This window comes from Bradyrhizobium sp. CAR08 (genome assembly GCF_052871955.1).
This window is the reverse complement of sequence record NZ_JBIXJX010000010.1, coordinates 198127-212593: the sequence shown is the minus strand read 5'-3', so window position 1 is coordinate 212593 and position 14467 is coordinate 198127. Positions and strand designations below refer to the sequence as shown.

At 65.3% G+C, this 14467-nt stretch carries 14 protein-coding genes; 12 read left to right on the top strand and 2 right to left on the bottom strand.

What is annotated here, in order from left to right; all coding sequences use genetic code 11:
- Positions 1-52 precede the first annotated feature (52 nt).
- Together ACIPUD_RS22200 and ACIPUD_RS22195 are read left to right on the top strand one after the other, a co-directional pair.
- On the top strand, positions 53-634 hold the full coding sequence (locus ACIPUD_RS22200) for a helix-turn-helix domain-containing protein (protein WP_085349696.1): 582 nt from the start codon (positions 53-55) through the stop codon (positions 632-634).
- A gap of 10 nt (positions 635-644) precedes the next feature.
- Entirely contained in the window at positions 645-1112 is a 468-nt protein-coding gene (locus ACIPUD_RS22195) for a GNAT family N-acetyltransferase (protein ID WP_085384941.1), read from the top strand.
- 1 nt (position 1113) lies between these two features.
- On the opposite strand, the gene ACIPUD_RS22190 is transcribed toward ACIPUD_RS22195, so the two are convergent.
- Positions 1114-1641 (bottom strand): DUF1003 domain-containing protein, encoded by a 528-nt coding sequence (locus ACIPUD_RS22190; protein WP_018460104.1) that lies wholly within the window; start codon positions 1639-1641, stop codon positions 1114-1116.
- 112 nt (positions 1642-1753) lie between these two features.
- On the opposite strand from ACIPUD_RS22190, the gene ACIPUD_RS22185 reads away from it, so the two are divergent.
- The 8 genes from ACIPUD_RS22185 (at position 1754) to ACIPUD_RS22150 (ending at position 10485) form a co-directional block, all read left to right on the top strand.
- Positions 1754-2812: a LacI family DNA-binding transcriptional regulator gene (locus tag ACIPUD_RS22185; protein ID WP_018460103.1), complete on the top strand. Its 1059-nt coding sequence runs from the start codon at positions 1754-1756 to the stop codon at positions 2810-2812.
- 82 nt (positions 2813-2894) lie between these two features.
- Positions 2895-4349, top strand: a complete 1455-nt coding sequence (gene xylB, locus ACIPUD_RS22180; protein WP_446481543.1) for a xylulokinase — start codon at positions 2895-2897, stop codon at positions 4347-4349.
- Positions 4350-5672 (top strand): xylose isomerase, encoded by a 1323-nt coding sequence (xylA, locus tag ACIPUD_RS22175; RefSeq protein ID WP_446481542.1) that lies wholly within the window; start codon positions 4350-4352, stop codon positions 5670-5672. It abuts the gene before it with no gap.
- Positions 5673-5684: 12 nt separating this feature from the next.
- Positions 5685-6443 carry an ATP-binding cassette domain-containing protein gene (locus tag ACIPUD_RS22170; protein ID WP_247368716.1) on the top strand — a complete coding sequence of 253 codons (759 nt, stop codon included), beginning with the start codon at positions 5685-5687 and terminating at the stop codon, positions 6441-6443.
- Entirely contained in the window at positions 6443-7525 is a 1083-nt protein-coding gene (locus ACIPUD_RS22165; RefSeq protein WP_446481541.1) for an ABC transporter permease, read from the top strand. The genes ACIPUD_RS22170 and ACIPUD_RS22165 overlap by 1 nt, the downstream gene beginning before the upstream one ends.
- 94 nt (positions 7526-7619) lie before the next feature.
- A complete protein-coding gene (locus ACIPUD_RS22160; RefSeq protein ID WP_446481540.1) occupies positions 7620-8552 on the top strand; it encodes a sugar-binding protein in 933 nt (310 codons plus the stop codon).
- Positions 8553-8655: 103 nt separating this feature from the next.
- Positions 8656-9633, top strand: a complete 978-nt coding sequence (locus ACIPUD_RS22155) for an aldo/keto reductase (protein ID WP_446481539.1) — start codon at positions 8656-8658, stop codon at positions 9631-9633.
- A gap of 3 nt (positions 9634-9636) precedes the next feature.
- Positions 9637-10485, top strand: a complete 849-nt coding sequence (locus ACIPUD_RS22150; RefSeq protein WP_446481538.1) for an amidohydrolase family protein — start codon at positions 9637-9639, stop codon at positions 10483-10485.
- 21 nt (positions 10486-10506) lie between these two features.
- Here ACIPUD_RS22150 and ACIPUD_RS22145 read toward each other — a convergent pair whose 3' ends face one another.
- A complete protein-coding gene (locus ACIPUD_RS22145; RefSeq protein ID WP_446481537.1) occupies positions 10507-11310 on the bottom strand; it encodes an ATP-grasp domain-containing protein in 804 nt (267 codons plus the stop codon).
- A 399-nt stretch (positions 11311-11709) separates the two neighbouring features.
- Here ACIPUD_RS22145 and ACIPUD_RS22140 point away from each other — a divergent pair, with 399 nt between their 5' ends.
- Both ACIPUD_RS22140 and ACIPUD_RS22135 read left to right on the top strand, forming a co-directional pair.
- Positions 11710-12483, top strand: coding sequence for a ferredoxin--NADP reductase (locus tag ACIPUD_RS22140; protein ID WP_018460095.1), 774 nt, complete (start codon positions 11710-11712; stop codon positions 12481-12483).
- Between the two features lie 218 nt (positions 12484-12701).
- Entirely contained in the window at positions 12702-14411 is a 1710-nt protein-coding gene (locus ACIPUD_RS22135; RefSeq protein ID WP_446481536.1) for an FMN-binding glutamate synthase family protein, read from the top strand.
- Positions 14412-14467 lie beyond the last annotated feature (56 nt).

Genomic DNA, 14467 nt, shown 5'->3' with positions numbered 1-14467 from the left:
GCGGTCCTCGTGTCGGCAATGTTCGGATCAGAGACCAGGACCTGCAAAGAAAATGGACCAGCAGAAACTCGATCGCGCGATCGGTCGTCGCTTGAAGACGCTTCGGACGCAGGCCGGCATGACGCTGAATGAGCTTGCCGCGCGCTCCGGCGTCAGCCGGGCCATGATCGGGCGGGTGGAGCGGGCGCAGAGCAGTGCGACGGCTGCGCTGCTGGGAAAACTCTGCGCCGCGCTCGACGTGTCGCTCAGCGACGTCGTCGCGCTGGCCGAAAAGCCGCCGGAGCGGCTGGTGCGGCTCGCCGACCAGCCGCACTGGCGCGATCCCGACAGCGGCTATCGCCGCCGTCACGCGTCGCCCACGGACGCGGCGAGCGGCATCGAGATCATCGTCGTCGATTTGCCGGCCGGTGCGCGGGTGCCATACAGCCCTTGGGGCCGCAATGCCTTCACCCAGCAGCTGCTGATGCTGGAGGGCGCGATCGCCGTGCACATCGACGCCAAGGCGGTTCGCCTGCGCGAAGGCGACTGTCTCGACTTCGATGTGATGCGCGCGGTGATCTTCGAGAACGAGACCAGACAGGACGCGCGCTACGTCATCATCACGCGCCGCGGCGCGTCCTACGGCAAGATGTGAGACCGTGACGATGCAAATCCGCACCGGCGACACCTTTGATCCGCGCGTCATCGCGCTGCTCGATCATCACGTCACGGCGGCGCGGGCGCAGACCGCGCCGGGCAGCGCCCATGCGCTCGATCTCTCCGGACTGCGCGCGCCCGACATCGCGTTCTGGACCGGCTGGGACGGCGAGACGCTGGTCGCCGTCGGTGCGCTGAAGACGCTGTCAGCCGAGCACGGCGAGGTGAAATCGATGCACACGCTCCAGACCACGCGGCGGCGCGGCTTTGGCGGTGAGATGCTCCGCCACATCGTCACAGAAGCCCGCGCGCGCGGCATGGCGCGGCTCAGCCTCGAGACCGGCTCGTGGGACTATTTCAAGCCGGCGCTCGCGCTCTACCGGGCGCATGGCTTTGTCCTCTGCGGCCCGTTCGAGGGCTATGTCGAGGATCCCAACAGCCTGTTCCTGACCCTCGACCTGTCGGCCAGCCGATAGCTCAGGAGCGCGTCTCCTCGATCCTGTCGAGCACGCGCTCGGGGGCGATGTCGCGGCTTGCCTCCTCCAGATCCCGTTTCGAGTCGGGCTGGACATCGAGCCGCTCGGCGATCTGCGTAAGGAGGCGGGCAACCTTGGTCAATTCGTGCTCGGCGAGAAGGCTGATCTGGAGATCGAGATCGGCGCGCTTGTCCGCTGCTGCACTCATGCGGTTCTGCGAGATCAGCACGAATGTCGACAGGAAGATCGCCTCGACCGAAGCAATCATCGCCAGCACTACGAAGCTCTCGTCCCAGGCCGGGATTCCCGGCAGCCAATGCAGATTGGCGATGATCCAGAAGCCGAACACAGCGACATGGAGATAGACGAACGCCATGCTGCCGGTGAACGCCGTGATCGCATCGGCAAGCTTTTCCTGACCCTTGGCAGCGCGCTGCTCCCGGCGGCGGCGCTCGACCAGGGCCTGGATGTTGCGCTCGAGCGTCGGGCTCAATCCCTCGCCCGGATCATGGGTGATATCGTTATGCACAGGGCGGCAACGGTGGACGGGAAAGGCTGTTCCTGGGCTGAGCTGCGGGAAAATGGCTGCCGCCTCTCAAAATGAGTTGCGTACCTCAAAACACCTCTGCTAGCCTTCAGCCATGGCCGAGACGCTCACCACGACCGCGCTGACGCTGAAGGACATCGCCCGCCAGGCCGGCGTCAGCCTCGCGACGGTGGACCGCGTCCTGCACAATCGGCCGGGCGTGCGGCCGGATACGGTCCGGCGCGTCAAGGAGGCGATCGAGCGCAATTCGTTCCAGCCGCACGTGGCCGCCGCCGAGCTCGCCCGCGGCCGCGCCCGCCGTTTCGCCTTCGTGATGCCGTCGGGGCCGAACCCGTTCATGCAGCAGATCCAGGATTATCTCGGCGAGATGTCGGGCTGGTTGTCGTCCCGCCGCCTTGGCGTCGAGACCGTCGCGACCGACGTGTTCGATCCGTCCATGCTCGCGGCATCCCTGGAAGGGCTCTCGGATGATTACGACGGTGTCGCTGTGGTGGCGCTGGATCATCCCAGGGTCCGCGCCGCGATCGACGATCTCGTCGATGCCGGCGCCAAGGTCGTGACGCTGGTCTCGGACGTGCCGTCGTCGCGCCGGCACCATTATGTCGGCATCGACAACATTGCTGCGGGGCGGACTGCCGGCGCGCTGGTCGGGCGGCTGGTCGGACAAAAGTCCGGCAAGGTCGCGATCGTCGCGGGCTCGCAGGGCCTGCGCGATCATGCCGAGCGCATTTTTGGCTTCAACCAGGTGATGGCGTCGGAATTCCCCGGCCTCACCGTGCTGCCGGTGCTCGAAGGGCGCGACGAGGACGCGCGTTCGGAGCAGGTGTTGACGCGGCTGTTGAGCCGGCATGCCGACATCGTGGGTCTTTATAATGTCGGCGCCGGTACGCAAGGCGTCGCCAACGCGTTGAATGAAAAGGCGTTGAGCGATGCCAGTCGCGACAAGCAGGCGGTGTTCGTCGGACACGACCTCACCGCGTTGACGCGTCGGCTGCTGCTGCAGGGCGTGATGCATGCCGCGATTTCGCAGAACCCCGGACATGAAGCGCGCGCCGCCGTACGTGTGCTGCTCGCGCTCGCCCGTGGTGAGCCGATCTTGCGCGAACAGGAGAAGATCAGGATCGACATCGTGATGCGGGACAATCTGCCTTAGCGGCAGGTGGAATTCAAAACGACCCGTTGCGGGTAAGGCGACTTTGAGTTCGCGCACCGCAACAGGCGAAAGGGAGGACGGCGTGTATCTCGGAATCGACATCGGCACATCGGGTGTGAAAGCGGTGCTCGTCAGCGAAGCCGGCGCTGTTGTCGCGACGGCGGCGCGCGAGCTTGCGCTGTCGCATCCGGCGCTGCTGTGGTCCGAGCAGGATCCCGATGCCTGGGTCGATGCGGCGGTCGGCGCGGTCGACGATCTTGCCGCCCGCCATCCCCGCGAGGTCGCGCGGGTGCGCGGCATCGGACTATCCGGCCAGATGCATGGCGCGACGCTGCTGGACGAGGACGGAGCGCCGCTGCGTCCCGCGATCCTCTGGAACGACGGTCGCTCGCATGCCGAATGCGTCGCGCTGGAGCGGCGCTGCCCGTCGTTGCATACGATCGCCGGCAATCTGGCCATGCCCGGCTTCACCGCGCCGAAGCTGCTCTGGGTCGCCAGGCACGAGCCGAAAATCTTCGCGCGCGTCGCAAAGGTGCTGCTGCCGAAGGCCTATGTCCGCTATCGCCTGACCGGCGAGATGGTCGAGGACATGTCGGACGCGGCCGGCACGCTATGGCTCGACGTCGGTCTGCGCCGCTGGTCGCCCCTGCTGCTGCATGCCACCGGGCTCGATCTCCATCACATGCCACGCCTGGTCGAGGGCAGCGACGTCAGCGCGACGCTCGCGCCGGACTACGCTCAACGCTGGGGCATGACTAGGGATGTCGTGGTCGCCGGCGGCGCCGGCGATAATGCCGCGAGCGCGATCGGGCTCGGCGCCATCGCGCCGGGCGATGCGTTTCTGTCTCTGGGAACCTCAGGCGTGGTGTTCCGCGTCACCGATCGGTTTGCACCGGCGCCGGCCTCGGCGGTCCATGCGTTCTGTCACGCGCTGCCCGGCCGCTGGCATGAGATGGGCGTGATGTTGTCGGCGGCGGCTTCGCTGGCCTGGCTCGCGGGCGTGATGGAGACGCCGGCGCCAGCGCTGCTGGCGCCGCTCGGCGAGCGCGTCGATGGACCGAGTCCGGTCAAATTCCTGCCTTATCTCGACGGCGAGCGCACGCCGCACAACGATGCCGCCGCCAGCGGTGCCTTCGTCGGCCTGCGCGGTGCGACCGGGCGCTCCCAGATCGTTCAGGCCGTCCTCGAAGGCGTCGCCTTCGCTGCGCGCGACAATCTGGCGGCGCTGAGCGCGGCCGGCGGACCGCTTGCCGAGGTTGATCTCGTCGGCGGCGGCTCGCGCTCGCCGCTGTGGGCGCAGATCTGCGCCGATGTGCTCGGCATTCCCGTCCATCGCGTCGAGGAGGGCGAGGTCGGTGCGGCGCTCGGCGCCGCCAGGCTCGGCCGGCTCGCCGCCACCGGCGAAGACGCGGCTGCGGTTTGCACCCGTCCGCGGCGGCTCGCGAGCTTTACGCCTCGCGCATCGACCAGCGCGGCCTATGACGAGGCCTATCGCCGCTGGCGCGAACTTTATCCCGCGTTGAAGGAGTGTGCCTGAGTGACTGCGTCAGTGAAATTCTTCGATACAAGCGTACCTGTCGCCTTCGCCGGCGGAGATGCGGGCAACACGCCTGCCTTCCGCTGGTACGACAAGGACCGCCTCATCCATGGCCGCAGGATGGAAGACCATCTGCGCTTTGCGGTCTGCTACTGGCACTCCTTGTGCTGGCCCGGCGGCGATCCCTTTGGCGGCGAGACGTTCCTGCGGCCCTGGCACCACGGCACCGATGCAATGGCGCAGGCGCACGCCAAGGCTGACGTCGCCTTCGAGTTGTTTCGCCTGCTCGACGTGCCCTTCTTCACCTTCCACGACGTTGATGCGGCGCCGGAAGGCAACTCGCTTGGCGAATCCGTCGCCAACCTCAATGCCATCGCCGATCTGTTCGAAGCGAAGATGGCCGCAAGCAAGGTGCGCCTGCTCTGGGGCACCGCCAATTTGTTCACGCATCGCCGCTACGTGGCGGGTGCGGCCACCAATCCAGACCCGGAGATATTCACCTATGCCGCCGGCCAGGTCCGCGCCGCGCTGGAGGTGACGCACAGGCTCGGCGGCCAGAACTACGTGCTGTGGGGCGGGCGCGAGGGCTACGAGACGCTGCTCAACACCGATCTCAAGCGCGAGCTCGACCAGCTCGGCCGCTTCGTCTCGCTCGTCGTCGAGCACAAGCACAAGATCGGCTTCAAGGGACCGATCCTGATCGAGCCGAAGCCGAAGGAGCCGACCAAGCATCAATATGATTTCGACGTCGCCACCTGCTACGGCTTCCTCGCGCGTTACGACCTGCTGAAGGACGTCAAGCTCAACATCGAGCAGAACCACGCCATCCTCGCCGGCCACTCCTTCCATCACGAGGTCGCGCTGGCGGAGGCGCTGGGTGTGTTCGGCTCGCTCGACATCAACCGCGGCGACGATCTGCTCGGCTGGGACACTGACCAGTTCGCGATGAACGTGCCCGAGCTTGCCCTGGTGTTCCACGAGCTCCTGAGCCGCGGCGGCTTCAGCTCCGGCGGGCTGAATTTCGACGCCAAGATCCGCCGCCAATCGATCGATCCCGACGATCTGATCCATGCCCACGTCGGCTCGATGGACGCCTGCGCGCGGGCGTTGCTCGCCGCTGCGGACATGCTCGACGCCGGCGTGCTCACTGGGCCGCTCGCGAAACGCTACGAGGGATGGGCCGGACCCGAGGGCCGCGCCATTCTCGGCGGCCAGCGCTCGCTTGCCGAACTTGCCGACCGCGCGCACGGCCCGGGCTTTGACCCGCAGCCGCGCTCGGGCCGGCAGGAATATCTGGAATCCCTCGTCAACCGCTACGTCTGAGGAAGGCCGCTGATGACAAATGCACAAGCGACACCGGTCCTCGAGCTGGCCGGCATCGGCAAGGAGTTCGGCGCGATCCGCGCGCTGCATGATGTCGACATGCAGGTCCTTCCCGGCGAGGTCGTCGGCCTGATGGGCGACAACGGCGCGGGCAAGTCGACGCTGGTCAAGATCATCGCCGGCAATTTCCGCCCCAGCCACGGCGAAATCCGCTTCGCGGGCAGCGCGGTTCATTTCAACCGGCCCATCGATGCCCGCGGCGTCGGCATCGAGGTGGTCTATCAGGACCTTGCTCTCGCCGACAATCTCACCGCAGCGGCCAACGTCTTTCTCGGCCGCGAGCTGAAGCGCAGGATCGGGCCGTTCGCGTTGCTCGACCACAAGGCAATGGCGGCGCGTGCGCTGGAGCTGTTCGGCGAGCTGCGCTCGGAGACGCGCCCCGACGATCTCGTCAAGCAGATGTCGGGCGGCCAGCGCCAGGCGGTTGCGATCGCGCGGACGCGGCTCTCCAACGCGAAGCTGGTGATGATGGACGAGCCGACGGCCGCGATCTCGGTCCGCCAGGTCGAGCAGGTGCTCGGCCTGATTCACCGGCTGAAGGAGCAGGGCGTTGCCGTGATGCTGATCTCGCATCGCATGCCCGACGTGTTCGCGGTGTGCGATCGCGTCATCGTCATGCGCCGCGGCGAAAAGCGGGCCGACAAGCCCATCCACCAGACCTCCCCCGAGGAAGTCACCGCCCTGATCACCGGCGCGAAGGAGGCGGCGTGATGGCCATGCCCATGGAATCCTCGATCACCTTCTCGAATGTCGGCAAGATCAGATGGTGGCAGCGCGGCATCTTCGCGTCCCAGACCGGCTATGTCCTGCTCGCGCTGGCAGTGCTGCTGGTAGTCATGCATTTCGCCAGCCCGTACTTCTTCACCGAAGGCAACATGCAGAACGTGGCGAAGAATTTCTCCTTCATCGCTATCGCCACCCTCGGCGTCACCTTCGTGATCATCACCGGCGGCATCGATCTGTCGGTCGGCTCGATGATGTGCTTCTCCGCCATGGTCACCTCGATGGTGATGACCGAGCTGTCGGCGCCCGGCTCGCCGGCGGGATCCCTGTTCGTGCACATGGCGGCCGACGGCAAGACCGTGCTTGCCAATGTCCCTGGCCTGATCCTGGTGGTCTCGCTCCTCGCCGGCCTCGGCGTCGCGCTGCTCGCCGGCCTCGTCAACGGCTTCTGTATCGCGGTGCTCGGCCTGTCGCCGTTCGTCACCACCCTCGGCATGCTCTCGATCGTGCGCGGGCTCGGCTATGTCGTCTCCAACGGACGGGGCAGCTTTCCCGGTGGGCCGGATGCCGATTATTTCTACGCGCTCACCTCCGGCGACGTGCTCGGCGTGCCCGTGCCATTCATTTATCTGATCGTCCTCGCGCTGGCGATGGCCGTGGTGCTGCACCACAGCTCGTTCGGCCGTCACGTGTTCGCGCTCGGCGGCAACGAGAAGGCGGCCGAACTCACCGGCATCCCGGTCGTGCGGGTGAAGATCGAGGTTTATGTGATCTGCGCGCTCGCCGCAGGCCTCCAGGGCATCATCATCTCGGGCTGGCTCGGATCGGCGCCGGCCAACATGGCGACGTCCTACGAGCTCAACGTGATCGCTGCGGCCGTCATCGGCGGTGCCAATCTCGCCGGCGGCATCGGTGGTCCACTCGGCGCCATCGTCGGCTGCGTGCTGCTCGAGGTGATCCGCAACGGCCTCGTGCTCGCCCAGGTCAGCTCCTACTGGCAGCAGACGCTGGTGGGCGTGATCATCATCCTGGCCGTATTGGTCGACCGCATCCGCTCGCGGATGATCTGAAACGACGTCGTTCCGGGACGGCAACGAAAATGCCGCCTGTCCACTTCCCGGACGATCTTGAGAGGACAGGCGCCAAAGAAGGGTGGAGGAGACGATGAGGAAATTTCTACTTGCCGGCATCGCGGTGGCGATGATGGCTACGCCGGCGTTTGCCGCAAACTACCGGTTCGTGATCGTGCCCAAGGCGATGAACAATCCGTTCTTCGACTTCGCGCGCGACGGCTGCCTGAAGCGTGCCAAGGAGCTCGGCAATATCGAGTGCATCTACAAGGGGCCGGTCGAGCACGAGCCGGCGACGCAGGCCCAGATCATCCAGGACTTCGTCACCCAGAAGGTCGACGGCCTCGCCATCTCGGTTGCCGACGTCGCGGCGATGACCAAGTCGATCGACGCGGCGACCGCGGCCGGCATCCCTGTCATCACCTTCGACGCCGATGCGCCCGGCGCCAAGCGCGTCGCTTATATCGGCACCAACAACAAGGAGTTCGGCGTCGCCCTCGGCAAGGAGCTCCTGAAGCTGCGGCCCGACGGCGGCAAATACGCTATGGTCTCGGGTGGTCCCGGCGCCAAGAACCTCGCCGAACGCGTGGACGGCGTCCGCGCGGCGTTGAAGGGCTCGAAATGGACCGAGGTCGCGGGCTCTCCAACCTTCTGCAACGACGATCCCGCGCTGGCGGTTCAGCAGATGACTGACATGCGCACCGCGACGCCCGACCTCGCCGCGATCGTTCCCATTGGCGGCTGGCCGATGTTCGCCCCCGAAGGCTTCAAGGCCTTCGCGTCCAGGTACAAGAAGGATATCGATTCCGGCAAGTTCACGCTTGTCGTGGCCGATACGCTGAAGATGCAGCTCGAGCTGTTGCGCGATGGCTACGCCAATGCGCTGGTCGGCCAGCGTCCGTTCGAGATGGGCGAGAAGGCGATGGACACGCTGCTCGCCATCAAGAAGGGCGAGAAGGTGCCGGAGATCGTTTATACCGGCCTCGATCTCGTGACCAAGGACAACGTTGCGCAGATGTTGAAGTAGGAGCGTCGCCAGCCCCGCGCTCCTGCCTGCCTCTCCCGCTTGCGCTTTTCGCAAGCGGGAGAGATGATTTTGGCTGTTGGGGAGGACTGTTGAGGCAATGGGAATGAAAAGGTCGCGGCTCGGCTCGCTCGATGTCACCTCATTCGGCCTCGGTTCTGCCCCGCTCGGCGGATTGTTCACCCCCGTCAGCGATGCCGATGCGGAAGCGACCATCGCAAGCGCCTGGTCGCTCGGAATCCGCTTCTTCGACACCGCGCCGCTCTACGGCTTTGGCCTCGCGGAGCGACGCCTTGGCGCATTCCTGCGGCAACAACCCCGTGACTCCTACGCGATCTCGACCAAGGTCGGCCGTCTACTGCGTGCGCCGGATGGCGCTGCCGCCGAGGACGAGCATTACAAGGGCACGTCGCGCGAGCGGCCGGTGTTCGATTTCAGTTATGACGGCGTGATGCGGTCGGTGGAGGAAAGCCTGGCGCGGCTTGGGCTCGACCGCGTCGATGTCCTGCTCGTGCATGATCCCGACGATCACTATGACGACGCCGTCGCCGGCGCCTTCCGCGCGCTCCAGCGCCTGCGCGGGGACGGTACCGTCAAGGCGATCGGTGCCGGCATGAACCAGTCGGACATGCTGGTCCGGTTTGCAGAGGCCGTTCCGGTCGACTGCTTCCTGCTCGCCGGCCGCTACACGCTGCTCGACCAGGGCGCGCTGGATGCGCTGTTCCCGGTCTGCGCGGCGAAGAATATCGGCATCCTGCTCGGCGGCATCTACAACAGCGGCATCCTGGCCAATCCGCACACGGGCGCGAAGTTCAATTATCAGGATGCCGATGCGGCACTCGTCGCCCGCGCGCTCACGCTCGACGAGCTCTGCCGCAAGCACGGCATCGAGCTGAAAGCCGCCGCGCTGCAGTTCTGCATGGCCCATCCGGCAGTCACGGTCGCCGTGACGGGCGCGCGCAATGCCGCGGAAATTGCCGACAACATCACGATGTTGGAGATGGCAGTGCCGGCGGCGTTCTGGCAGGAGCTGCGTGGGCGAAAACTCGTCGACGCCCGCGCGCCATTGCCGGGCGGAGCGTAAGGCATGATCATCGACGCTCACCAGCATTTCTGGGATCCGGCGCGCGCCGACTATCCCTGGATGGACGCGCCCGAGCTCACGCCGATCCGGCGTGCCTTCGGTCCGGCCGATCTCGCGCCGCTTTTGAGCGCGAACGGCATCGACGCGAGCATCCTGGTGCAGTGCCGCTCCGCGCTGGCTGAGACCGAGGAATTCCTGCGGATCGCGCATGCGACGCCCTCGGTGATCGGCGTCGTCGGCTGGGCCGATCTGACCGACGCTGCACTTGGCGATACGCTGGAGCAGTTGCGTGCTTCGCCCGGCGGCGACAAGCTGGTCGGCATCCGCCACCAGGTCCATGACGAGGCCGACCCGGATTGGTTGTTGCGCGAGGACGTTCAGCGCGGCCTCACGGCCGTGTTCGCGCACGATCTCGCCTACGATTTCCTGGTCCGCACCCGCGAGCTGCCGGCCGCGATCGCAACCGCACAGGCCTTCCCGCAGGCGCGCTTCGTGCTCGACCACGCAGCCAAGCCGCCGATCGCCGATGGCGGAAGCACTGGATGGTCCAACGGCATCGCGGCACTCGCGGCCTGCGGCAATGTCTGGTGCAAGGTCTCGGGGCTGGCGACGGAAGCGGTGTGGAACGACTGGAATGCGGAACGGCTGTTTCCGTTCGTCGCGCACGCCGCGACATGCTTTGGCGAGGATCGCCTGATCTTCGGCTCGGACTGGCCGGTATGTCTGCTCGCGGGGAGCTATGGTGAGATCAAGGGCGCGCTGGAGGCCTGCCTGATGAAGCTCGGGCCGCAGGTGCGGGAGAAGGCGTTCGGCGTGAATGCCAAGGCTGCGTATCGGTTGGCGGTTGGTTGAAGTCGCCAGCGCGCGTGTCGCTCAGTGTTCGTCCCCAAACACCCAATCCAGCGCTGCATCGTACGTCCTCTGCACCAGCTCCGGATGCAGCTTCGCCAGCATCTCCATCATCACGCCGGAATTGATCTCGAGCACGCGCCAGACGCCGTCAACGTGCACGAGGTCGATCGAGGCGAAGGTGATGCCGATGGCATTGGCGGCGTCGATGGCGAGCTTTGCGCAGGCTGCGCGAAGATCGCCGTCCTGCATCAGCACGGGCTTTGCACCCGCATCGAGATTGTGCCGCCAATCCGAGCCGCGCTGCTTGCTGTAGACGACGAGTGGCACATCATCGAGCAGGACCACGCGAACTTCATCCTCGATCACGACATAGGGCGAGATCACGAGTCCGGCGCTCATCGAAAAGGCTTCGCCAACCGCATGATCGAGCTCTGTTTCCGTCGTGACCCTGAAGACGGATCGTCCCGACGTCCCCTCGTTCGGCTTTACCACCACGCCTTGCGGATTGTCGTGAAGCAGCGCCAGCATTGCCTCTCGCCAGCCAACGCCGACAACCTTCTCGCCCAACTTCGGATTGAGGAAGAGGCGATGGGGAATGCAGGGCACGCCCTCGAGCGCCAGCACCTCGGCGGTGGCCGATTTGTCATTGGCCAGGCGGTGCGCGATGGCGCTGTTGAGGCCGATGTCGTAGCCGAACGCGAAGTGGCGCTGCTCGCCCCGGCGCATCGCGAGCAGCCAGCCATCGGCGCGGACATCGAGCGCGATGCCATGGGTTACGCAATAGCGCTTGATCGCCTGCACGAAGATCCGCTCGCCGCTCGCCATCTGTCTCTGTCGCCGGTCCTAGTCGCCAGTTCCGGCGATCTTGGCGCCAAAAGCCGCAAAAATCGGGGAAACGACGCTAAACGGGGGTGAAATCAGAGCTATTCTTAATGAAATTCTCGCGAGCGCTACGGAAATTAAGTGCTGTATTCGAGCCTGGGAGGGAAAAGAAATTGCCTTCCGAATGCGCCGGACAGCAGATCCATTAATGATGTGACCATTTCCGCCGCAAATGCCGGTTTGACCGGCATCAATTGCATTCGGAACGAGGTTGATTATTGGTCTCAATGGCGTAGATCACACTCGCGAAATCCTCCGCCATGGCAATGGTGTCCGCTCCGCTTTCAGGGGCCGGGCAACGCTTTTGCCCTAAAACCGCAATTATTCGGAATATCGAAAATCATGAGCGCGTTTTACCGAGAGAAGGTTCTTTCCGTCCAGCACTGGACCGACACCCTGTTCAGCTTTCGCGCAACCCGCGATTCCGGCTTCCGCTTCCAGAACGGCCAGTTCGCGATGATCGGCCTCGAGGTTGAGGGCCGCCCGCTGCTCCGCGCCTACAGCATGGCGAGCGCTAATCACGAGGAAGAGCTCGAGTTCTTCTCGATCAAGGTTCAGGACGGCCCGCTGACGTCGCGTCTCCAGAAGATCAAGGAAGGCGACACCATCCTGGTCGGCCGCAAGGCGACCGGCACGCTGATCACCGACAATCTCATTCCCGGCAAGCGGCTGCTGCTGCTCTCGACCGGCACCGGCCTCGCGCCCTTCGCCAGCCTGATCAAGGATCCCGAGGTTTACGACCAGTTCGACAGCATCGTGCTGGTGCACGGCTGCCGCCAGGTCTCCGAGCTCGCCTATGGCGAGAAGCTCGTCGCCGGTCTTCGCGAGGACGAGCTGTTCGGGGAGTTGCTCGCGGACAAGCTCATCTACTACCCGACCGTGACCCGCGAGCCGTTCAAGAACCGCGGCCGCATCACCGACCTCATCAGCTCCGAGCAGATCTTCAACGACATCGGCCAGGGTCCGCTCGACATCGCGACCGACCGCATCATGATGTGCGGCAGCCCGGCGATGCTCGAAGAGCTGAAACTGATGTTCGAAGGCCGCGACTTCGTCGAGGGCTCAGGCAACAAGCCCGGCCATTTCGTGATCGAAAAGGCGTTCGTCGAGCGGTAGGCCCTCTCGGTCTCGTCCTGGCAAAAGCCAGGACGTTTGCCTGGGTAAAGCGCCTTGACCGGTTAATGCCCGTCCCTTCCGAGCCCTGCTGCACCGCAAAAGCCCGCCCATCGGGCTGATTGATTTGTCCCCGCCGAATTCGCTAGCGTGAAACACGGGCCGCGTCATATCCGTATGACAGGCGCGGGCGTATCGTACCGCCTCATGCTGGCGAGAGGATGGGAATCGTGGCCGACGAGAACAAAACGCAGGAATCGCCCAACCCATCGGCCAAACGGCTGCCGCTGGCGGAAGAGGGGATCATCGAAACCCTGCTGCTGCCATTCTCTCCGCGCTTCATCGTCCTGACGATCTGCGCGGTGGTCACTGCGCTGCTGACCGGCATCGGATTTGCCGATGGCAAGATCTTCGACATTCTGCTGATCCCGATCCTGATCTTCGGCGCGCTGACGGCGCTTGGCATCCGCGACCTCATGCAGAAGGGCCACGCCGTTCTGCGCAACTACCCGATCTCGGCCCATATCCGTTTTTTGCTCGAAGAGATACGCCCGGAGATGCGGCAGTATTTCTTCGAGAGCGAGAAGGACGGCATGCCGTTCTCGCGCGACATCCGTGCGGTGGTCTATCAGCGCGCCAAGATGCAGCTCGACAAGCGTCCGTTCGGTACCCAGGAGGACGTCTACCGCCAGGGTTATGAGTGGATGCATCACTCGGTCTCGCCGAAGACGCATGCCGAGGAGAAATTCCGCGTCACCATCGGCGGCCCGGATTGCGCCAAGCCGTATTCGGCTTCGGTATTCAACATTTCCGCCATGAGTTTTGGCGCGCTCAGCCCGAACGCCGTGCGCGCGCTGAATGCCGGCGCCAAGAAGGGCGGCTTCGCGCACGACACCGGCGAGGGCGGCTTCAGCCCCTATCACGCGGAGATGGGCGGCGACATCATCTGGGAGATCGGTTCGGGCTATTTCGGCTGTCGTCATCTCGACGGCGCCTTCGATCCCGAAGCCTTCGCGCGCGTCGCGACCCAGGACCAGATCAAGATGGTCGAGCTCAAGATCAGCCAGGGCGCCAAGCCCGGTCATGGCGGCGTGCTGCCGGCGGCGAAAGTCTCGGAGGAGATTTCCAAGATCCGCGGGGTCGCCATGGGCGAGGATTGCATCTCGCCGGCCTCGCATCGCGCCTTCTCGACCCCTGTCGGCATGATGAAGTTCATCGCCGAGATGCGAAAGCTCTCCGGCGGCAAGCCGACGGGCTTCAAGCTGTGCATCGGTCATCCCTGGGAATTCCTGGCGATCTGCAAGGCGATGATCGAGACCGGCATCTATCCCGACTTCATCGTTGTCGACGGCAACGAGGGTGGCACCGGCGCCGCGCCACTGGAGTTCATGGACCATCTGGGCATGCCGATGCGCGAGGGCGTCAGTTTCGTCCACAACGCGCTGATCGGCATCAACGCGCGCGACCGCATCAAGATCGGCGCCTCCGGCAAGATAGCCACCGCGTTCGACATGGCGCGCGCCATGGCGATCGGCGCGGACTACTGCAATTCGGCGCGCGGCTTCATGTTCTCGCTCGGCTGCATCCAGTCGCTGAGCTGCCACACCGACCGCTGCCCGACCGGCGTCGCGACGCAGGACCCGACGCGGGCCCGCGCGCTCTATGTGCCGCTCAAGATCGACCGCGTGCACAATTATCACCTGGCGACGCTGCACTCGCTGACCGAGCTGATCGCCGCGGCCGGTCTCGAACATCCGCAGCAGCTGCGCCCGGTCCACTTCTCCCAGCGCACCTCGACGACGGACGTGAAATCCTTCGCGCAGCTTTATCCGTCGCTGCGTCCGGGCGAACTGCTCGAAGGCACCGAAGACCCACGCTTCCGCGACGCCTGGCGGATGGCACGGACGGAGACATTCCAGCCGGCGCTGTAGGGCGCCGGTCCACTTGCAGGGCCGCGGCCCCGCGCGCAAAAGCATGGCGAGGGGTG

Coding starts and splice junctions, on each gene's coding strand:
- ACIPUD_RS22200 (WP_085349696.1), top strand. CDS start 53: ATGGACCAGCAGAAACTCGATCGCGCGATCGGTCGTCGCTTGAAGACG.
- ACIPUD_RS22195 (WP_085384941.1), top strand. CDS start 645: ATGCAAATCCGCACCGGCGACACCTTTGATCCGCGCGTCATCGCGCTG.
- ACIPUD_RS22185 (WP_018460103.1), top strand. CDS start 1,754: ATGGCCGAGACGCTCACCACGACCGCGCTGACGCTGAAGGACATCGCC.
- ACIPUD_RS22170 (WP_247368716.1), top strand. CDS start 5,685: ATGACAAATGCACAAGCGACACCGGTCCTCGAGCTGGCCGGCATCGGC.
- ACIPUD_RS22165 (WP_446481541.1), top strand. CDS start 6,443: ATGGCCATGCCCATGGAATCCTCGATCACCTTCTCGAATGTCGGCAAG.
- ACIPUD_RS22160 (WP_446481540.1), top strand. CDS start 7,620: ATGAGGAAATTTCTACTTGCCGGCATCGCGGTGGCGATGATGGCTACG.
- ACIPUD_RS22155 (WP_446481539.1), top strand. CDS start 8,656: ATGAAAAGGTCGCGGCTCGGCTCGCTCGATGTCACCTCATTCGGCCTC.
- ACIPUD_RS22150 (WP_446481538.1), top strand. CDS start 9,637: ATGATCATCGACGCTCACCAGCATTTCTGGGATCCGGCGCGCGCCGAC.
- ACIPUD_RS22145 (WP_446481537.1), bottom strand. CDS start 11,310: ATGGCGAGCGGCGAGCGGATCTTCGTGCAGGCGATCAAGCGCTATTGC.
- ACIPUD_RS22140 (WP_018460095.1), top strand. CDS start 11,710: ATGAGCGCGTTTTACCGAGAGAAGGTTCTTTCCGTCCAGCACTGGACC.
- ACIPUD_RS22135 (WP_446481536.1), top strand. CDS start 12,702: ATGGGAATCGTGGCCGACGAGAACAAAACGCAGGAATCGCCCAACCCA.